Source organism: Marinobacter alkalisoli, assembly GCF_045449855.1.
Taxonomy (GTDB): domain Bacteria; phylum Pseudomonadota; class Gammaproteobacteria; order Pseudomonadales; family Oleiphilaceae; genus Marinobacter.
In genome coordinates this window covers 84,625-105,473 of the sequence record NZ_JBJJLC010000031.1, presented here as the reverse complement: position 1 = coordinate 105,473, position 20,849 = coordinate 84,625, and the positions used below count along the sequence as shown (strand labels likewise).

Below are 20,849 nucleotides of genomic sequence, written 5' to 3'. Positions count from 1 at the left end.
CAAAAAAATTGGGAAATACAATGAAGGATCCAATAGGAGCCCATGAGGCTTTGCAGGAAGGGATTAAGCGCTATATAACCTCTGCGTTCGGAACGAATTCGTCTTCGTTTGAAAAAGATCGAAAGGAGCTGTTAGATCAACCAGGGGTGCTCTTCCAAAGGCCTTACGTTGAACCCACTCAGTCCTACAAGCCGGGACGCGCACTTGCCGATCTCGCCCAAGAAGATCTCCCGGGCCTGAACGCCAGGGGAATTGAGGCCTTCAAGGCCATTATTGGAGCGGGGCTATTCAACGGCGATTATCCACTGTATCAGCACCAGCAAACGATGCTCAGAGAGTCTTTAAAAGGCAAGCATAGTGTAGTTGTGACTGGTACTGGGTCGGGAAAAACGGAAGCATTTTTGCTTCCGGCGCTGGCGAGCATAATTAGAGAAGCGACTTGCTCACCGAGTCAATGGACCAAACCTAGCAATGCACCGCGAGAATGGACTAAGGATGCGCCTCCTAAATGGGATTCCACCAGAAAGGAGTTGCGTGGTGAGAGTCGCACTGCGGCAGTTCGAGCATTAATACTGTACCCGATGAATGCTCTTGTAGAGGATCAAATATCTCGTCTTCGCCTCGCGCTCGATTCTGATGAGGCACTTGAAGCACTTGATCAACATTTGTCTGGCAACAGAATTCGATTTGGCAGATACAACGGCTCAACGCCCGTTGCCGGTCATGCTTTCAAGGCCGATGGGAAGGCAAACAGTACCAAACGGTCAGCACTGGCAGCTGAACTCAAGTCGGCAATCGCCGACCACTTATCAATGCGCAAAAAACTTGATAGCTGTCGTCGAGCTTTGGCGGATGCTCAGGCCTCGGGGAACCCTGACGCGATCAAAACTGCTAGGCGTGAAATGGCTGATGCACTGGAAGAAACTAGCTTCATTCGACGTATGTCGCCGGACGCCGGTGAGATGTTCCACCGGTGGGAAATGCAAGCAACTCCGCCTGACATTCTAGTAACCAATCTTAGCATGTTATCTATTATGCTAATGCGACACCCTGATCCTAATATTCCCGGTGATCGCGCTGACTCCGATATCTTCGAAGCAACAAGGCAGTGGCTTAGTGAAGATCGCGAAAACAATGTCTTCCAACTAATTATTGATGAACTTCACTTGCACCGGAGTTCCGCGGGAACGGAAGTGGCTTATCTGGTTCGTCTCCTAACAGACCGACTAGGCCTGAGTCCGGAAAGTCCTCAATTTCGAATTCTTGCATCAAGCGCATCTCTCGATGGCAAAGATGATGTTACTTACGAGTATCTCGGTGGATTTTTTGGGTATACGCCTGATCAAGCGAAAGCCCGTTTTCATATAGAAGCTGGTGAACCAAAATATCTTCTCGAAGGCGACATTCCTGAACTCCAAGAAAATGTCACAGATGCATGCCTAAAAGTTGGGAGGGCTGAAACTCAAAAAGATATCGATCAATATGCATTAGAGACTGTGGTTGACCTTTTGGCTCAAGACCAAGTGAAAACCAATAAGTCGATCCTTGCTGCATTTGATGTAAATGGTCAAATAAGAGCCAAACCTTTGGATGAAATATCGAACTTTTGGTTCGCGGATTTACCAGTGGTTGAGCGTATTACAGCGACAAGAGGGTTATTTGCTGCAATCGGTTCAGATTATGCAAAAGAGAAAGAACTGATCGTACCGAGTCTCCGCTTCCATTGGATGGCAAAGAACGTCGATGGTCTATGGGCTACGGTCGGTTTGGGTGAGTCAGATGATGACCGACGTGTCGGCAAGCTCTTGCCTGAAAGAAAGCTCTCTATTGATGGGCAGCGTGTTTTGGAAGTCCTTTACTGTGAGTGCTGCGGTACGCAATTGCTGTGTGGAAATAAAATATCGCTTAAGAGCAGCTGGGGTATAGAAAGCCAATTTGAATTGACCTCTCTCGAAACGCAGATAGAGGGGCTTCCCGAAACAACTATCGAAACAAGAACTGATGCACAGAGTTATAAGGATGTCGGTGTCGTTTGGTTGCGTCGTCCAGACTCTCAGAAGGTATCTGAGGAAGACCTACGTTGGATGCATGGTACGTTTGAGGAAAATTCTACTAGCGATCGGCCTGGTCGACCAGTCGCAACAGTGCCTGCCAGCTGGAGCCCAGCTAGCATAAACCCCTCCACCGGTTTAGTTAGCCTTGGGGCCAATCCCAAAGAAGGTGAGCTGACTTGTTATTGGTTCAAGATCGACAAGCAAGTTTTGGCTGAGAAGGATCGGCATCGATATCCGGCGATGCCTCAGCGTTGCCCCTCCTGCTTGATTGATTATTCAGAGCGGTATGGGCGCAGGACACCCATCCGTTCTTTCGTGACGGGCTTGGCAAGGATGTCCCATCTTTTCTCAAAGCACGTGATGAGCACCTTGCCAGCAGGCAAGGCTAGAAAGCTTGTTGCTTTCTCTGATAGCCGAGAAGCAGCAGCAAACCTTTCTGTTGGGGTTGAAGAAGAGCAATGGAAACTGCTTCTACGAACGTTTTTGAACCGAGAACTCAAAGAACGTGCCGAAAGTGGCCTTGATCCTCTAATGAAAGAGGCGCTGTCTTTTGTGGAGTCTGGGCAGCTGGAAGAAATTTCCGACTTGCGTGCCAGAGTAAAGAGAGTCTTCGGTGAAGACGACGGGAACCTAGAGAAGTTCAACCTTTTTGTCCAAGCAGCGAAGGCAGTGAAAGATGACGCTGAAGGTGCGCTCTCTTCACAAATCGAAAACGTGGCAAACGTGCGGGCCTACAAGCAGGGATATGTTCCAGTTAATGATATCCTTGCGCAGCCTGATTCCAACAAGGTGATCAGCCCTCTTTGGAGGGACTTCATCGAAATGGGTGTCAATCCTGGAGGGGCATCAATAGATAAGAAAATGATTACCGAGAATACCGACTGGACCTCAATCTTCCAGTCAAGAAATGGCCAACTTATCCCTGTGTTAAATAATGAGGCCTCACCCTCTGCAATCGATCATATTGGTCTATCACTTCGTAGAAGTGCCTGGCGAGCATTGACCGGACGTTTGCTGTATGACCTCGAGGCTCAGGGTATTGGTCATCTGGCGTTCCCTCCAACGCCGACTTTACAGCCACCGTCTGGCTTGTCTTCAGAAGCATTCCGTCAAGTCTGTGAAAGCGTTTTACGTATCCTAGCTGAGGAAAATCAGCTAGATCCTACGCCCTGGGACAGGCCTGTTGATGGCTGGAAATATAATCAGCCAACTGGGGCGTCCAATGAAGGGCCTAAGAAAAAACGTGTCCACAATTATCTTGCCAAGGTTTCAGAGAATAGAGCTATTAACCTTGAGACGCTACATAGTTTTGTGGTCGATGCGTTCAAATCTATACATTCTTCTGGTCCTGACCTGTGGGCTGTAATCAAGCTGGAAAAATTATGGGTAAAGGTAGTAAAGCCCGAAGACTATCCCTGGGAGTGTGAAAACTGCGGGCAGATTCATTGGCAAGCATCAGCAGGTGTTTGCTCTCGTTGTACGTCAAGACTTAACGAGCAGCCGAATGGAAAAGCTTCATCAAAAAGCAGAGAAAGTAAGCACTACTATGCTTATGAAGCAAAAGATGCGTCTTCTACTTTCCGAATTCATTCTGAGGAACTGACCGGACAGACACAGGATCAGGCGCAGCGACAGCGGCACTTTCGCGATATTTTTTTCGACGATGAGACCGTTGAGGGAATTGGAACTCGCAAAGCATATGAAAATGTAGACTCAATAGATTTCCTATCCGTCACCACGACGATGGAGGTAGGCGTCGACATAGGCTCGTTGCAAGCAATTATGCAAGCAAACATGCCTCCTGAACGGTTTAATTATCAACAGCGCGTGGGTAGAGCGGGTCGAAAAGGCCAAGCATTTTCAGTGGCCTTCACATTCTGTCGAGGCCAAACTCACGACCGTATCCATTTTGAGCATCCAAAGGAGATGACGGGCGGTGTTCCACCGCAACCACGCCTTGCAATGGGTGATGACCAGCGCATATTAGCTGAAAGACTTGTTGCTAAAGAGGTTTTGCGGCGTGCCTGTCTAGACGCAGGGATTTCATGGACATCCACCAGCTTCGATCCCGACACTCATGGGGAAATGGGCACTTTAACTGAGTCTGAACAGACTATCTCGTCGATTGAGTTATGGATAGATGAGCATCAGGATACTATTCGAGACCTCGTGAAACTTGTGTGCGCTGGCTCGGGTGTATCGATGACAGCACTCATTAAATTCGTTCGTGATTTGCCGAGCAAAATTCGTGAAGCAGTCGCGAATACTGGCTTTGTCGCGAATACGCTGGCCCATCGCCTGGCTGAGGCCGGGATTTTGCCCATGTTTGGTATGCCGACAAGTGTCCGCAATCTGTACTTTGACCTTCCCAGCGGTGTGAGTGAGCCGAAAACCCTTAACAGGCCTGCAGATCAGGGAATTGCCGACTTCGCGCCGGGGGCAGAGCGGACATGGGACAAAAGGCGTCTGATCCCAAAATACGTGGTTGCTCCAATATTAAGTAAGAATGGGGGGAAGGGCTGGCGAGCAGCAGGTCCGCCTATTGGAGCAGCCTATATTCACGTTCGCTGTGGAGCCTGTCGTCAGTTGCATAGCGAGCCCGTTCCGATCAGCGAATTACAGGGATTTGTCAGTGAAAAAGGGATGTGGGAACCAAGCTGGTTGGTCGAGCCGCCACAGGGTGTTCAATGCCCGAACTGCGGAATTGTAGGGGCTAAGCCATACATGGCTGTTTCTCCAAACGCATTTGCTACGAATTTGGATGTATTGAAGCCTGCGGGAGGGGGAGGTGAAAGTAGGGGACGATCTGGTTCCACAGATATTTCCAGTCCAAGGCTCAGTTCGGTGGGATACGAGAGAGCCTGTAATGCTCACGTAAAATTAGAGCGGCAGGCCCCAGTTTTCCGCACCAACACCAATCGCGGTGATTATTTTGGTTTTAAAGAAAGGAAAAGTCTTCAGGAGAAGTATGTTGAGGCGGAATCTGTCTGGTGCTCCGATGAGGAAAATCCTGAATTCAGGGTTGCGCTCACTTCTGTAAAAACTACAGACATACTGGCAATTCGAATGCTGGATGGCAAAGGACTGGCGTATTTCGAGGGCATAAGTGAATCGCAACTAGCCAGGCGACGTGCAGCTTGGTATTCAGCCGCGACCATTCTACAGCGCGCCATTGCCCTCGAACTGGATGTTGATTCGCTGGACATTGAAATCGCATCTGTCCACGCAATCACGGATAGAGGTAGGGGCGGTGGTGAACTTTATTTAGCCGATGCGCATCCGAATGGTGCTGGCCTTGTTGATAGCACGAAAGGTGAGCTTGAGTCCTTCCTAGAAGGCTGTCTGTTTGGAGCAGGGCCTACACATCGAATGGGTAAAATGATCCGCGAGGAAATTGAGCTCTCTTCCCAGCCCGGGAACGAGTGGCGAAGTCCAGATCTATTACTTAAAGGCTTCCGAAACCGTCAGGTTCATGGTCTTTTAGATTGGGAGCTAGGCCTTGAGCTTTTGGCTTCGATGTTAGACGAGAGCTTTAAGCCGGGATTGGATAATGTCGCTCTTGGCCGAGAAATACCAATCGGAAGAGATGGCGACTGGTCTGCCCGCGCAGGCAAACTTGTCGACATTTGGGAGCTTAATGGCTTTCCTGCTGATTCAGTCGTTCATGAGGATACTGTACACGGGTGGATTGATGGTGACGTGTTGAACGTTGTAGTGCATCCGCTATGGGATGGGAGCCCGAGTGAGCGAAACGCAATAGGCAATGCGCATCGTCTGGCGGCTGGGAAAGGTCTCAAGGGAATCCGACGTGTAGATTCATTTAACTTATCTAGGAGAATGATTTGGGTCAGAGCCAATCTTTCGAACGATGAAGTATTTGTTGTGGAAGTAGTTGATTCGCAGTCTTCCTTTGGAGCAGCAAGTAACGTTTCCGCACCTACCAAGAATGTGCGAACGATAGACGAACTTCACGAATACACTGATGATGATATCGTCACCTTTGATGATCAAAGCTGGCAAAAAGCTGGTCGAAAGACGCTGAACCAGCTTGGAGATGGTGAAGAGTGGTTGGCGGCGACTCCGACCGGTCAGCTTATGTCTGTCAGAGCTGTGTATAAGCACGGAATGGAAGCTCCAAGGCTGCGAAATAACAATGGAAACGTTCCGAGGCATGAAGCTGAACAATTCAGTTTTGTCGCTCGTCGTATCAAATGAAGGAAATGATGTAAATGCCAAAAATCGTAGGTAGCCTACCGGCAGATCTGTGGGAAAACGAAGTTCTTAAGGCGTTTAAAGCTCAGCTGCCTGAAGATTGGGTTGTGATGCCCAGCGTGCACTGGACACTCGCCAAAAACGGTTATGTGCGTGACGGTGAAGCTGATTTCGTAGTTCTCGTACCCAATTCTGGCTTGGTAGTTGTTGAGGTAAAGGGTTCAAAAGGGTTTAGAGTTGAGGAGAATGGAGTTTGGAGCCGGAAGGAAAAAAATGGAAGCTGGACCGAACTCAAAGAGGCGCCTCCAGAGCAAGCCACGAGAAATATGCATGATCTGACTAAAGTGCTGATTGAGCGCCACCAATGGCTTAACTTTCCTGGACGGTACACATATCTCGTTATCTACCCTCAAGGAGAGGCAGCCGAGCTACCTGTGATGTTCGATGAGTCGACAATAGCGACGCGAAGGCATATGAATCAGTTAGCGTCGCGACTACGCAATTCACTTGAAAAGCGTGGGGGAGATGGCCGCGGAGAGCAATTTGTTACGCAAGTTGTAGAGTCGGTTACTGATCAACTCAAGAACAGGCAGTTCCGTGTTTATAAAGCGGATTCGGGAGAGGATGTAGCTGACGACTCGGATAGAATCGAGCAACTCACTCGGCAGCAATTTGCGAGCCTAAAAGGGTTATTCCAGTTGCCGAATGTTGCTGTTGTCGGTCCAGCTGGTTCGGGAAAGACAGTTTTAGCGATTTGGCGTTTAAAGGCACTAATCGACGAGGGAAAGAAGGCCATCTACGTCTGTTACAACCGCGCGCTCGCGGCGGCCCTCCGATTGGAAAATCCAGATCATGCGGATTTTATTTGGAATGTCGACAAGCTCTTTATTTCGATATGTTCGGAAGCGCGCCCTCGAGGTGACCTAGACGAATTTTATAGGGAGGAATTGCCAGGGCAGATAATGGACTATGCAGATACTTATGAGAAATATGATGCAATAGTTGTTGATGAAGGGCAGGATCTGTCTGAATCCCAGATCATCGCGTTACTCGAACTTCGTTCAAGCGATGAGGGCTGGGCTTTTTTCTCAGATTGGAAACAAGATCTTTTTAATTCCGGAAACAGTACCCCGATAGGTGCCGAGGTGGTTTTTAGCCTGCACCACAATTGCCGAAATACGGTAAAGATTAATGATGCTTCGAATTTTTATCTCAGTTCGAGAATCAAATCTATGCCAGGCATGCCTATGGGAGTCGCTCCGCTTATTGAATTGGCTAATAACCAATCGATGCGCGCGTGGGAAATTGCGAAGGATTGGAGCGGAGATGGCTCGGTAGTGATACTAAGCCCTTACAAGCTTGAAAATTCTTCGATGAGTGGCCAAAAGTCGGGGCACGGCCTGCGTCTGAGCAGTGATATTAGCGAGCTTGGGGAGGCTGGGACTGTTTTTTTCTCGACAATAAAGTCATTCAAGGGTATCGAAGCAAAGGCGATAATTGTCGTTGACGTTGGTATCCCAAATGAGCACGTCGCCTTTTCTAGAGAAGATCTCTACGTTGCTACTACGCGGGCGACAACTAGATTAGCTCTGATTACTTCAAGGAAGGACGTTGCTGACTATTACAACGCATTTGCTTAATCGATCTTCGAGAAGCTGATAGCCATGGGCAGGCCTGCGTTTGATTAAGTCCGATTGCGTAGGCTCCCTCATGCATTGTTTACAAGTTGGTCATAGTGCTTGTTCATCGGAAATCGGGTAGGGTTCAAAGCCACATTCTGGATGCAATCTTGCTCAGGAGCTCGTGCCATTGTTGCAAGAATGATTGCCGATTTTCTCTGGCTTCTTTAGTTTTTCGCCGATGAGCTTTCCTGTCGCAACAGCTTTCTTCATCGAATCCAGCTCGCACTCCCAGACAACGAGGACATTCCATCCTGCGTCCTCCAGAGTCTTTATCGTCCGAGCATCACGTTTTTTGTTTTTCTCGAATTTATCATTCCAGAATTCAGTATTACTCTTGGGTGTCGTCGCCACCTTGCATCCAGGGTGCCTGTGCCAGAAACAGCCGTGAACAAAAACCACTGTATTGTATTTTGGAAAAACAAGATCTGGCTTTCCTGGAAGTTTATTGACATGCAGGCGATAGCGAAAGCCAAGCCTATGCAAAATCTTGCGCAGTGAAAGCTCGGGCTTAGTATCCTTGCCCTTGATGCGAGACATTCGTGCCGATCTTTCTTTTGGCGACAGGAAATCAACCATATTCGAATATTAAATCAAATGGCTTGCTAGCTTCATGGCTGCTCAACGAGGATATCTATAGCGGATTGGCAGATCTCCTATACCGCAGCCCGTTGCGGAGGCGTCTAGTGCTGCTAATCGCTCCAGTTCCCACAATCTAGCAGCCAGATTAAGTGTAGCGACTTTCATCGACCGCGGCGTAACAGCATTGCCCGAGCGACGATGAATGCTCCGCAGTATCGCTCTCCGTTTAGCCCCAACATGCATGGATTTGCCTGAAGCGCAAAGATATCAGTCGTCTAACTTATCAGGAGGCTTGCCATAGTTTTTTCTTTGGCATCAATCAGCTGTCTCTTTATATAGCTGTGATAAGTTCTTCTGGTGTAGTTGGAAAACTCTCGCAGAAATTCGGTTTCGCTGAAAGGGACGCTTCACTCAAGGCTGCGGTGACGGCGAGCCCGATTGCTCGGGCGAGAAATGGAGGAACCGCGTTTCCGACTTGGGTGTAGCGAGGACACTCTTGTGAGCGCATAGATCCACCTGTTGTGAATTTTCCACTGAAGCGGAACCAATCAGGGAAACTCTGTATCCTAGCGCTTTCTCTGACAGTGAGTATTCTTGGCGCCGAATAGTGGAGCACGTCGTCCGGAAGTGTAGTGATCGTAGGTGCGGGAAGGTTTCTCGACATTAGATAGATTCGGTGTTTCTTTAGGCCAAACCTTTCTCGGCTTTCCTTATCCATAAGCACTCCGGCCTTACACTCGGCGAGAATTCTTGCGAAGCGTTCCCTGACTACCTGCCGGTGCCTTGCCAGGCGCATGCTATCCATTGCATCCTTGGCACAATGTTTGTTCATCAGTTTTTGGTATCTGGTATCCGGGCCCAGATAAACCGCCTCTTCGAAGCCTGATGGTGAATATGGGTCAGCACACGGCTGCCTGAGTGAGTGATCGGTGTGCAGGTCGGAAATGGCATCACTGGCTGTGACAATTTCTGGGAGCCGAAATTCGGATAACTGTTCCTTCCGCTTTTCTTCTAGCAGCTGAAAAACCCTGTTTGCACCGCCATCTAGCTTGGCAGAGATGCTATTTTCCAGGCCGAGTACAATGAGGCGCGATCGCTTTTGGGGAACACCAAACCGAGACGCGTCTATGAATTCGCAGTGAACATCGTACCCAATTGCTTCGAGACTTCGCTTGAGTTTTTCATAATAGGATTCTGATGCTTGCTGCCGGATGCCAGCATCCGACCTAGTTGCATGGGCAACCTTCATACCTGGAACATTCTCCAAGATGAGTGCTGAGGGGCGTATTGCATCTACGACTTCAACATATCTCTCGAAGAGTAAGTTGCGAGGATCTGATTCCTGACGCCGGCCGGCAAAACTAAACCCCTGGCATGGGGGCCCGCCCGCAAGTATTTCGATTTCATTTTTGAGATTGTGCAGTTGGTTGCGGTGTTCATCGAGGAGGTCATCAATGCCCCAGGCTTTTTGCTCCAACCAGAGGGGCCAGGCGAATTTCTTTACTGGCAATTTCCGTTTTCCAAGAAAGTTTGCGGAGAAAGTCTCGAATGCCATTGGATCCTTCTCGATGGCAAACACACCCTCCAATCCTGCCATCGACAAGCCTAGAGAAAGTCCGCCACATCCAGCGAAGAGATCCACGAATTTATGGTGAGCCATATTGCTACTGTCGTTCCTTTCGCAATACGGGATTTGCCCGTAGCGGTTAAACATGCCGCGCTGAGCGACTTGGAGGAATCTTAGGTTATCGACATGATTCAAAGTCGAGTATTTAGCCCTACCAATTCCTTATGGCGTTAAAGTACCGCCCATTAGTGGTTTGTGGCGTACTCTAGAGGCAACTACGACTCGTCGCATCCCCGCATATTGCATTCTACAATGGGGATGTTCAAGTTATCGGGACGACCGCATTGCGTCGTGAAATCAGAATCCAACGATTGATGCATTTTAGTTTCTTTTTATGTCCCGATCCATGAAACTCCGGGAATTAATGGTGTCGTTTGTGAGGACGAGAGCCGCGATCGGCCATCCATCGTAAGCTATCAGTGTCTATATTCCTTGATAAGCTACTCCACAATTCAGGAGGGCATTGAGTTGACGCCTTTATCCCGCGGTGGAACAGATATTCGTGAATGATGTTTACAGCCAGAAAGCCAAAACCTTCTACGATCAGTACCAGTCGCTTACCTTCGAACAGGTTCATCAAGATTGGCTCTCGTTTCGTGGTAATAAATCAGGCCTCGCTCTGGATGTCGGCGCAGGCAGCGGTCGAGATTCCAGCGCCCTTGCAGCGCGGGGCTGGGATGTTGTCGCGGTAGAGCCCGCAGCTGGCTTACGAGAGCTGGGGCAGGACGCTACTCGCAAGCAGAGCATTCACTGGGTAGACGATCAATTACCGGATCTTGGTAAGATCCGGAAGCTGAGTTATGGCTTCGATCTCATTCTTGTTTCCGCTGTCTGGATGCATATTCCACCCTCCGATCGTGAACGTGCTTTTCGAATTCTGACTGAGCTTCTGGCGCCCGGTGGAATGCTGGTGATTACGCTTCGGCATGGGCCCGGTGATGGCGAACGGTTTTTTTACGATGTCAGTAGGGAAGAGTTGGAGGCTTTTGCCAAACGCCGGGCACTGATCCCGCTTCTGTTGCCGGTCGGGCGTAACAAGGATGAGCTCCAGAGAGACGAAGTTTCCTGGGAGACTCTGGCTTTTCGTTTGGCGGACGATGGCACAGGCGCATTGCCGACAGTCCGCCACATCATCGTTAATGATAATAAGTCTTCGACTTACAAATTGGGTTTGTTGCGAACGCTCGTCCGAATCGCTGACGGTGCGCCCGGCCTGGCGCTTAATCGTAGCGATGACTGGGTGGAGATTCCGCTTGGTGCAGTCGGGCTATTCTGGATTATGCTTTATCATCCTCTGGTTCTCCGTCACCAGTTGAGGCAAGCGCCAGGTAACCGTGGCTACGGCTTCGCCACGGACGATTTCTTCAGTTTGCAGAGTTTCACGCCTCTGGATTTCAGAGTGGGTATGTCGCTGTCGGCGGATGTTGCTCCGGTGGTCCTCCGCGCTATCCGGGACGCTTGCTCGACCATTCTCAAGAACCCCGCACAGTTCACGACCTGGCCCGGTAGTAACCGTCCGATCTTCGAGGGCGGTTCGGCCAGGATGATCATCAAGAAGGCACCCGTGCGTTTGGACAAAGCAACGCTTTCCCGGTTCGGTACCTTCCGTGTTCCTTCATTTCTCTGGGATGCATTCAGTCGCTATGCGTGCTGGATTGAGCCTGCGATTGTTAATGAATGGATTGATTTGATGGGAAGCTGGGATCTGCGTTATTCCATGGATGTCTATCATCGTGGTTTACAGTGGGTTGAAGGTCGACGCGATACGTCAGCTGTCCGTCAAATGATTAACCAGCAGCTCGAGACGGGTCGGGTCGAGTGCGTATGGACAGCCCAAAATCTCAAGGCGAAGCGGTTCGACGTTGACCACTGTTTTCCTTGGTCACGATGGAACAACAACGATCTCTGGAATCTGATGCCAGCGACTCATACGGCGAATGCTTCTAAGTCCGAAAAGCTGCCCGGAGACCTGCTGCTCAAAGACGCGCATCCTCGGGTAGTGAATTGGTGGGAGCAAGCCATAATTGGTACGTCTCGTGAGGAGCAGTTCTTCTCAGAGGCTGAGGCCTCGCTACCATTGCTGGGGCAGGAACGAACCTTGGAAGGAGTTTTTGAGGGGATGCTTCAGCAGCGATTGAGGCTGAAAACCAATCTCCAGCTGGCAGAGTGGTTGGGCGCGGTATAAAGCGCCGTTCATGCCATGGTTTCTGAGACGGAACGCAGTGTTGATTCCCATAGAGCTGGCGCAATGATAGCTTCGATCGTGATTTGATAATCAACGAACTCAAACCATCAGGATGATGCCATGCCCGAATCGCCCCTCGCCCAACCCCTGAAACTCCCCTGCGGAGCAGTCCTGCCTAACCGTATTGCCAAGGCCGCCATGACCGAGGGGCTGGCAGACGATCAGCTACACGCTACCCACCGCCATCAAACCCTTTATGGGCGCTGGTCCGATGGCGGGGCAGGCCTGTTGATTACCGGCAACGTGATGATTGATCACCGGGTGCTGGAACGGCCGGGTAACGTGGCCATTGATCCGGCGCCCGATTTAACAAAAGTGAAGGGCGAGCCCGAGGGTATGGCGCAGTTGCGAGCCTGGGCCGAAGCGGGCACCCGCAACGGCAACCATTTGTGGATGCAGATTTCCCATGCCGGTCGGCAGTCGCCGCGTTACGTTACCTCGAGCCCAATGGGGCCTTCGGCGGTGCAGCTATCGCTGATGGGAAACTATGCCCGCCCGCGGGCACTCACGGAGCCGGAGATCCTCGATTTTATCCAGCGCTTTGCCAACGTGGCCCGCATCGCGAAAGAGGCGGGCTTCACCGGCGTTCAGGTGCATGGGGCTCATGGGTATTTGTTGTCGTCTTTTCTGTCGCCGGTCACCAACCAGCGCACCGATCGCTGGGGTGGGTCGCTGGAGAATCGCGCCCGTTTCTTGCTTGAGGTGGTCCGGGCGACGCGCGCCGCTGTGGGGCCGGAGTTTCCGGTGGCGGTAAAGCTGAATTCCGACGATTTCCGCAAGGGCGGGTTTACGCTCGATGAGTCTGTGCGCGTGGTGCGCTGGCTCAATGAGGAGGGTATTGATCTGCTGGAGGTGTCCGGCGGCACCTACGAACAGCCTCGGCTGCTCGGGTACAGTGGTGATGCCGACACGGCGAGCGATGGGCCGGCCATGAGGGAAAGCACTCGCAAGCGGGAGGCTTACTTCCTGGATTATGCCCAGACGATTCGTGAGGCGTGCGATTGCCCGCTGATGGTCACTGGTGGATTCCGGACGCGAGCGTTTATGGAAGAGGTGGTTGCCAGCGGTGAAACCGACGTGATTGGCCTTGGCCGGCCGCTCTGTACGGATCCAGATACGCCCAGGGATCTGCTTGAAGGGCGCATCAATAAGACCGTTTGCCACGAAGATCACGTCAAGCTTGCCCAGCGGGGATTTTTCTCGCCCGTCAGTCCGCTGATGCCAATCAAAATAGTAAATGTGCTGGGCGGGCAGGCCTGGTACTACCAGCAGATTTTCCGGCTGGCGGACGACGAAGAGGCTGATCCGAACCTGAGTATCCTCAAAGCCGTCGGGGCATATGTGAAGGATGAACTGAGCCGGGCCCGTCGGGTGAAGAAGTCCCGCCCTATTTCAAGATCAGAACAGAACCCAATCCGTCATCCTAAGACGAAATTCACCAACCTGCCGCCCGGAAACGAACAGGCTGACTGAAGCCAGGTGCTCAAGCTTCAGTGGTTCCGCATCGGTCAGTGTCTTGCCGCGCCAGGTCGGTATGAATTGACTGAACGGAAGTTGTATGCGGCTCCAGTCTTCCGTGCCCGGTGTGAACGCCTGCTGGTAAACAATACTGCGCCTGTCCGTGCTGTTGCGAAGGCCGATCTTGTAGGTTTTGCCGTCGCTCTGTGCGAGCAATTCAATGCCTGTCCATCGAGTGGCATCGACGGGTTCCGGCAAGTCTGCTTTGACAGAGGCAAAGCCACCGCCGTTATCTAGTCGAACTGTGCCGTGGAAGAGGCCGACTCCTTCCGCAGAGCTAACCAGTTTGCCGTCCGATTGTCCGCCCATCACCTGGTCACCGAGGGAGTTCCATGTCAACGGCTTGGCCTGAATATCGAATGTAACCAGGGTAGAATTGCCGTGGCTGGTGCTGTGCGCGTCTTTCATTGGTTTACCCTCGATCGCTTTGCAAAGACTAGGGGTATCATTCTGGATCAAAAAGTCCCCGATACAGTAGGCGCCTGATAGCGTTACACTATTCATTAAATATACGTCCAAAAAAACTGTTAAGGGTGAATGTGGTGAGCTGTTGAACGACTACCTCGAGAAAATCCTCCATGGCCAGCCCATTAACTACGAAGCCTTCCTGAAGAAACTCCCGGAGTCTTTTCGCCGTCGCCATAGCGATATGTTTGCCACGGAGAGAGTCCAGTCCAACCGGTGGGTGGTCACGATACTGGATGAAACCGCTTTCGCGCAGTTGCAGAATACGGCGGAGGCCCCGGCCAGCCGGGTCGACGCCGCGAAGAAGGGCAACTCCCACCGCCATGGCACCGACGTCAGCTTTCTTCTGGCCTATCATCAGGGTCTGGCGTTCAGCCGGCCGGATGTGGTGGTCATCGGAAACGATTCTGTCGACATTGGTTTTCACCGCGCACGCTCTGTGCTGGTAGTGGAGAACGAGCGTAATTTCTATCAATATCGACAGATGCTGAACTTTGCCAGTGAGGCGCTGGGCAAGCGTCTGGCGTTGGCGGAGTGTGATGTGGTGTTGGGCGGGGGCAACCGGATTACCCGGGGTGCGATTCTTGACTGGTTGAGGGGCTACGAAGACGTATTTTGCGCATTCGATTATGATGCGGGTGGTCTGCAAATGTTCTCGACGATGGCAGCCTCTCTCAATGACAAGGCCAGGTTCGTTCAGCCGACCGACTGGGAGCCCTGGCTAGACTGTTTCTGCAAGGCGCCGGACAGCACTGAGCGCTTTACCAGAGCGCTTTCACTGGCCGAAGTGCTTGGATTTGTGTCCCTGGCAGAAGCCTTTCGAGCCACCGGAAAATTCATGGAACAGGAGATGGTTCTGGATGAGTGAACTCCAGGCGAGCCCAAGCAATTTTACCTTCGGCATACGCCGTCTTGTGCTGGTGGATTCCGCCGGCTTCTGCTACGTGGAAATTCCGGTAGACAACCACGGCCTGATTCTGGGGCCGGGCAACCTGGGCAAGTCCAGCCTGTTGAATTCCCTGCGTCTGTTCCTGTTACCGGAGAACAATTTCAAGAACAGCCGCAAGAAATTTGCGTTCCGCAATGCCAGCGCCGGCAGCTTTTACACCAACGAGGAAAGCTACCAGCATTACTTTCCCAGCCAGTTCAGTTTTCTGATCATGGAGGCCGAGAACCCGGCCGGCGTGCATTGCCAGATTCTCTACCGGGACAATGCCAGTCAGCTCAGTTACGGACGGGCTTTTGTACCGGTAGGCTACGACCAACTGCGGCCTTTGTTCTGGAATGGCGAGGATGAGGACGGCATTGGCCAGGCTGTGCCGGAGCTGTCGTTCAGTCGCCTGTCAGAGGCTCTGAAAAAACTCTCCAAAGAAACCCGGCTGGTGAGCGATCCGGCCAAACTCAAGCACATGCTATACAGCAGCGAGCTGATGAACGCGGATGCGGTGCGCTATTCCGTGTTGCCACTCGGGGAGTCCGACGAGCGCCGGGTGCAGTCTCTGCGCACGCTGATCTTGCTGTTGTTCGAAATGAAGGCGGACGATCAGGCCATGGCCAACGCGGTCGCCAGTATCATTGAAGCGGACAAGAAGTTTGCAGACGATGCTTTCGATTTTAACATCGACGACTTCCTCAATAGGCATGACCAGTTAAAGCAGCAACAAATCCAGCTGACTCGAATCGAAAAAGAGCGCCCCCGGTTTGAAAAGCTATACCGGGATTATCAGGCGTACCAGACTCTGCTTCGCAGTCAGCACGACTTTGCCGCTTTCCGGGATGGCGTGGCGAATGCCTTGCAGGACATTGGTGCCAGGCGCAAAGCCGCGGTGGATGCGTTCAATGAGCAGAACGACACGCTGCGCCATGTACTGCAGACCCTGAAAAAACTGGAGCAGGACGCCAGTGGCCTGAAGGGCGAGATCCGTTCAGCAGAGCGGCGCATCAAGCAGGCGGAGCAGAACCAGAAAGACGGCAAACTGCTGGTGTCCCAGTACGGTGAGATGACCCTGCAGGAAATCGAGGACATCCAGAAAGAGGAGCTGGAAGGCAAGAAAGAGCATCTGGCTGCCCTGAAGAGTGCCGCTCAGGCGGAGATCCGGCTGGAGCGGATCCAGAAGAAGAAGCAGGAACTTGAACGCAAACTCGAATCCCTGAAGGATCGGGAAAGCAAGCAGCAATGGCAACTGCAAAACCAGTTGGACGAAGCCACCGCCGCGCCGCTGCGCTCGGTGGACCCCCGATTGATCATGGCCAGCCCGGGCCAGGATCTGGACGCCGATAGCAAGGCTGCCATTGAGGCTTTTGCCCGGCTGTTTGTGCCCAATGATTCCGGTTACGATTGGTTTGACACCGAATACCCGGCCCAGCCGCCCCGGCAGACCAACTTCGCCGAACAGCGCCAGTATATTGAAGGCGAACTTCACGGCCTGGAAAAGGAACGGTCCGAGCTGGCGGGCACCGCGAACCAGGAACATGACCGGCCCCAACTGATCGAGCGCACGGAAAAGGAAATCCGCGCCATCGAGAAAGACCTGGATACCCTGAGCCGTTACCCGGCGGCGGCCACCACCTTGCGGGATGCCACCGAGGAAAAACAGGCGGCGGAGGAACAGCTGGCCAAACTGGAAGAGCAGGCCCGGCTGGAGCAGGAGAAGCAGGAGGCCGTGCAGCAAAAAGTCGCCAGGGCCAAAACCGAGAAAGAGCGAATCGAAGAGCGGGAGCGGGAACTGGCGGGCCTTAGCCGTAGCGTGGGCACCGTGGAACACCGTTTCCCGCACCTGAAAGTGGTGGAAGCCGAGCAGCCACTGGCCATTGAACAGGTCTCCGCCGCCGCATTTGACGACCTGCAAGCCCAGCTGGACGACCTGGAAGATCGCCGTCGCAGTATCCTCGACCACCTGCGTCAGTTCGTCTACCTGGGCATCCATGAAGATGCCGAGGGCGAGTTGCAGAAGGACAGTCCGGCGTCATCGGTTATTCGTGAGACTTTCAAAAGTTTGTCGGACCTGTTTGCTGGCATGGTTGAGCGCTGGAATGTGCTGGAGCAGCAGGTTGGGATCCATAACGAGACAGTTGCCAGCTACCGGCAGGCCCTGAAATCCAACCACGAGCACATTGCCCGTTTTGAAGCACAGCTCAATCGCGAACTGGACGGCGTACGCATCAACGATCTGGTGGAAATCCGCGTGGATATCCACACCGATCCAAAATTCCGCAATCTGGTGGAAGAAGCCAACAACATCGACCCTTATGGCAACCAGCTACAGTCGGACGCGTTCTATGACCGTTTACGGGTGTTTGTGGCGGACTTTTTCGGGGAGCAGGGCGGTAGCAAGCACCTGACCATGGACAAGGTGATCACCGGTATTTCCTACCGCACCCGCAAGGAAAACGCCGCTAACCTGGATAAGAAGGGCCAGTCCACCTCCACCACGGCGCTCATTAATCTTGAACTGGTATACCGGCTGCTAAAACGAGTGCTGTATCCGGGCGTGCATCTGTCGTTCCCCATGGTGCTGGACGAGCTGGCAAGCGTGGACATCAGCCAGATGCCGTCTTTGCTGGAACGTTTACGCAAGCAGGGCTTCAACTTGTTCTCCGCCGCCACCCACAGTGCCAGCGCGGAAGTGATCTACCTGATCGGCCGGCACCTGGAGGTGGGGCAGATGCGCACCGCACGCCCCTACAGCCCACAGCGCACCCTGGTGTTCTGGGGTGGCGCCGAGGGTTTTACCAACGGTGAAGCCGTGAGCCATTGGGGCGATCAGACCCAGAATAGTCTGCTGGAGCCGGTGGATGAGTAAACGCTTCAGCACCCTGGACACCACCCGGCTTCTGTTCGAGCACCCAAAGATTCTGTTCAGGATGATCGAGCGTATGGACCGGAATGAGAGCCGATATATCCGGGAAAGCGACCTGGTGGCCGAGGTGATGGACTACACCGGCGCCCTTGGGAAAGCGGACCGGGACAGGGTGCGTCTGGCTTTGAACACCGACAACCTGTTCCGCAGCGGTCTGGTAATCGACATCATCAAGGCCGAGGGCGAGCGGCGACTGGTGTTCCAGGATGCCCTGATCAACCTGATGCGGGCCTGTAACGCTTCTTTGTACCAGGAACTGACCGATGCCCGCCTGCGGGGCCATCTGGTTACCCTTCGGGATGTGCGCAATCGACTGGAAACCAGCAGCTTCAGCGATGCCGACCCGGACTACACCGAACTGCGGGACGACCTGAACGAAAGGGTCAGCCAACTCATCGGCCTGCTGCGACAGAATGTCCTGCGCATGCAGACCATCAGTGCGAAGCTTGCAGACCTTTCCGGCGACGCCAGCCGGGCGCCAGAGAAATACCTGGAATTCCGCCAGAACCTGTTTGAGCAGATCGTGACCCTGTACGAGCGCCACATCAAACCGACCCTGGTGTTTCTGAACCCGGATACCCGCCTGCCCGATGGCAGCAACCTGTTTGAGACCCTGGAAGCGATGGTCCGGCTGCTGGAAAGCCACGGCGACCACAGTCTGGCGGACCAGTTGTTCCGTTCCTCCATCAGCCTTAACGCCCTGTACAAACCCATTCAGGCGGTGGCCCAGGAGGTGGAGCACTTTCTGCGCAAGACTCGCCAGGGCATGGTCCAGTACAACGCCATGGAGCATTTCTACAGCAAGCTGCAGGAACTCAAGGGCGAAACTGAGACCCTCAGCCTGCGTCGAAAGTGGCTGGAAGGTGGGGATTTTGCCCGCAGCACGGGCTTCCTGGTGGGCCTGCGGGCCCAGCAGAGCCCGAAGCACTATGCCTTCGGTAATTCGTCCAGCTACTACCAGTTGCTGTTCAGCGAACTGGAACTGCGGCTGAGCGATCTTCGCCGTAAGGCCGAGGTGCCGGTTCTGCAGGAAGTGGATGGCAGCGGCCGCCACACACGCATTGATGTTCAGCGTATCAACCAGCTTTATCAATGGCTGGAAACCCTGGAACTGCGGCCCACCACCGATCTGGTGCGGGAGCTGCACGGCCGCCTGGACGGCTTTATCCCCGGCTACCGCTTTCCGGATTTGCTGGCGGCTCTGAACCGGTTGGTAAACTTGCCACCGGACGGCCTACAGGTGGTCACCACCAACCGTTTCCGAACCCTGGATCAATCATCTGGCAGCGAGCAGTTTGTCTACCGCAAACGTCGTCTGGAAACAGATGAGCCCGTCAATCAAGAAGAGCAACATCATGCCTGAATTCTCTGACGCGATGGAAACCACCGAACCTGTAGACACTACACAAGCTTCGGGCACTTTCGACCAGATCCTGCCTGCCCAAAGCACCGCTATTTACCGCGAATTCCAGGCCGGCCGGGTGATTGTGCGTGATGTGTGGGACAGCAACCGCTCCGAGCTGCGCGCCAATCCGCTATACAACCTGTTGTACAACCACCTTTCCCACTTCCGGACCTTTTATGAGCATCTCGGCAGCGAGCTGGTGTTCAATGAAACCGGCGCGTTTTTCTTTCTCAAGGAAAGCAGCGATGACGAGAGTGAGGAGCACGACGAAAACGCCTTCCGGGTGCAGGTGATACTGCTGCTGATCGGGCGTTATTTCGCGCGCAGTGGTCGGGATCTGGATTACCTTGGCCGCCCCGATGCCGGATTGAATGAGCAAGACCTCACTGCCTTGGCGGGCGATGAGGAATATCAGGAAATTCTCAGGGCCGCGCGCTTTGAAAAAGGCTTTCCTGAAGCGTTGGATTATCTCGATAAACGAAATCTGCTGTTTCGTTCAGGTGCGGGTCGCTGCTTTCTGAGTTCCGCCGGTCTTTATTTCCTGCAGGAGCTGGTTCGGGAGTATGAGCAAGGTTAGGAGCTACCAAGAGCATGATGATGCCGCAGATGAAGGGTTAATCGATCATTCGGGGGCGAGGAGGTGCAAACAGGACGAGTTTTCATTACTATTCCGCACGAGACTACTCTGATAGGGCCGGGTCGTAGCAGGTTTACGATATGATTCGTGAAGGCTGCGTCCGATAACTATCGCTTCTTTGGTGTAACATTCCTGTCGTTGTTTTGACTATTCCTTGTCACCTTTTCTAATACTTTTTTCTACCACCCGCCCCTTAGGCTTTCCTCGATCAGGCAAAAAATTGCCCGAAATATCAGCACTTTTCCTTAAGTTATTACCGCATTCTGTCGAAAAATTGACAATTTCGTAATTAGGGAAATGACACCCTTCACATTGATACTTGCACGCGTTTTATACAATTTCACTTATTCGACAAAATATTGGTGTAAATAGCTTATGAAGCGCGTCATTAAAATGTCAAAGGCATGGATTGCCGCGTTATGTATTGGAGTTATCCTGACAGGTTGTGGGGGCAGCTCTTCCGGTGGGGGTGGTGATTCGGTGAAAAACGACTCCCAGGGCTCAGATGGTAGTACCGCCGCTAGTGTGGTCGGAGAGTACGGGGACAGAACCGCTGATTTGAGCT

11 protein-coding genes are annotated in these 20,849 nt (G+C 52.6%); 8 read left to right on the top strand and 3 right to left on the bottom strand.

The window, feature by feature from the left end; translation table 11 throughout:
• Positions 1–20: 20 nt before the first annotated feature.
• Both ACJO5Y_RS13325 and ACJO5Y_RS13320 read left to right on the top strand, forming a co-directional pair.
• Complete coding sequence (locus tag ACJO5Y_RS13325; RefSeq protein ID WP_406987833.1) at positions 21–6,269, top strand: DEAD/DEAH box helicase; 6,249 nt, start codon at positions 21–23, stop codon at positions 6,267–6,269.
• Positions 6,270–6,283: 14 nt separating this feature from the next.
• Positions 6,284–7,906, top strand: coding sequence for a nuclease-related domain-containing DEAD/DEAH box helicase (locus ACJO5Y_RS13320; protein ID WP_406987831.1), 1,623 nt, complete (start codon positions 6,284–6,286; stop codon positions 7,904–7,906).
• A gap of 153 nt (positions 7,907–8,059) precedes the next feature.
• Here ACJO5Y_RS13320 and ACJO5Y_RS13315 read toward each other — a convergent pair whose 3' ends face one another.
• On the bottom strand, positions 8,060–8,524 hold the full coding sequence (locus tag ACJO5Y_RS13315; protein ID WP_406987830.1) for a very short patch repair endonuclease: 465 nt from the start codon (positions 8,522–8,524) through the stop codon (positions 8,060–8,062).
• Between the two features lie 334 nt (positions 8,525–8,858).
• Entirely contained in the window at positions 8,859–10,187 is a 1,329-nt protein-coding gene (locus tag ACJO5Y_RS13310) for a DNA cytosine methyltransferase (RefSeq protein WP_406987828.1), read from the bottom strand.
• Between the two features lie 469 nt (positions 10,188–10,656).
• Between ACJO5Y_RS13310 and ACJO5Y_RS13305 the strand changes: the two genes are divergently transcribed.
• Both ACJO5Y_RS13305 and ACJO5Y_RS13300 read left to right on the top strand, forming a co-directional pair.
• Positions 10,657–12,339, top strand: a complete 1,683-nt coding sequence (locus ACJO5Y_RS13305) for a class I SAM-dependent methyltransferase (protein WP_406987827.1) — start codon at positions 10,657–10,659, stop codon at positions 12,337–12,339.
• 120 nt (positions 12,340–12,459) lie between these two features.
• Positions 12,460–13,872, top strand: coding sequence for an NADH:flavin oxidoreductase/NADH oxidase family protein (locus tag ACJO5Y_RS13300; protein ID WP_406987825.1), 1,413 nt, complete (start codon positions 12,460–12,462; stop codon positions 13,870–13,872).
• Here the strand turns inward: ACJO5Y_RS13300 and ACJO5Y_RS13295 are convergent.
• Entirely contained in the window at positions 13,798–14,376 is a 579-nt protein-coding gene (locus ACJO5Y_RS13295; RefSeq protein ID WP_406987823.1) for a CIA30 family protein, read from the bottom strand. The genes ACJO5Y_RS13300 and ACJO5Y_RS13295 overlap by 75 nt on opposite strands.
• A 91-nt stretch (positions 14,377–14,467) precedes the next feature.
• On the opposite strand from ACJO5Y_RS13295, the gene ACJO5Y_RS13290 reads away from it, so the two are divergent.
• Genes ACJO5Y_RS13290 through ACJO5Y_RS13275 form a run of 4 tightly spaced genes read left to right on the top strand, consistent with a single transcriptional unit; the run spans position 14,468 to position 20,224 of the window.
• A complete protein-coding gene (locus ACJO5Y_RS13290; protein ID WP_406987821.1) occupies positions 14,468–15,250 on the top strand; it encodes a hypothetical protein in 783 nt (260 codons plus the stop codon).
• The gene (locus ACJO5Y_RS13285; RefSeq protein WP_406987820.1) at positions 15,243–18,185 is read left to right on the top strand and encodes a coiled-coil domain-containing protein; all 2,943 of its coding nucleotides are present in this window, start codon (positions 15,243–15,245) and stop codon (positions 18,183–18,185) included. The genes ACJO5Y_RS13290 and ACJO5Y_RS13285 overlap by 8 nt, the downstream gene beginning before the upstream one ends.
• On the top strand, positions 18,178–19,605 hold the full coding sequence (locus tag ACJO5Y_RS13280) for a hypothetical protein (RefSeq protein WP_406987819.1): 1,428 nt from the start codon (positions 18,178–18,180) through the stop codon (positions 19,603–19,605). The genes ACJO5Y_RS13285 and ACJO5Y_RS13280 overlap by 8 nt, the downstream gene beginning before the upstream one ends.
• The gene (locus ACJO5Y_RS13275) at positions 19,598–20,224 is read left to right on the top strand and encodes a condensin complex protein MksE (RefSeq protein ID WP_406987818.1); all 627 of its coding nucleotides are present in this window, start codon (positions 19,598–19,600) and stop codon (positions 20,222–20,224) included. Before ACJO5Y_RS13280 ends, ACJO5Y_RS13275 begins: the two co-directional genes overlap by 8 nt.
• Positions 20,225–20,849 lie beyond the last annotated feature (625 nt).

Coding starts and splice junctions, on each gene's coding strand:
- ACJO5Y_RS13315 (WP_406987830.1), bottom strand. CDS start 8,524: ATGGTTGATTTCCTGTCGCCAAAAGAAAGATCGGCACGAATGTCTCGC.
- ACJO5Y_RS13325 (WP_406987833.1), top strand. CDS start 21: ATGAAGGATCCAATAGGAGCCCATGAGGCTTTGCAGGAAGGGATTAAG.
- ACJO5Y_RS13275 (WP_406987818.1), top strand. CDS start 19,598: ATGCCTGAATTCTCTGACGCGATGGAAACCACCGAACCTGTAGACACT.
- ACJO5Y_RS13310 (WP_406987828.1), bottom strand. CDS start 10,187: ATGGCTCACCATAAATTCGTGGATCTCTTCGCTGGATGTGGCGGACTT.
- ACJO5Y_RS13285 (WP_406987820.1), top strand. CDS start 15,243: ATGAGTGAACTCCAGGCGAGCCCAAGCAATTTTACCTTCGGCATACGC.
- ACJO5Y_RS13320 (WP_406987831.1), top strand. CDS start 6,284: ATGCCAAAAATCGTAGGTAGCCTACCGGCAGATCTGTGGGAAAACGAA.
- ACJO5Y_RS13300 (WP_406987825.1), top strand. CDS start 12,460: ATGCCCGAATCGCCCCTCGCCCAACCCCTGAAACTCCCCTGCGGAGCA.
- ACJO5Y_RS13280 (WP_406987819.1), top strand. CDS start 18,178: ATGAGTAAACGCTTCAGCACCCTGGACACCACCCGGCTTCTGTTCGAG.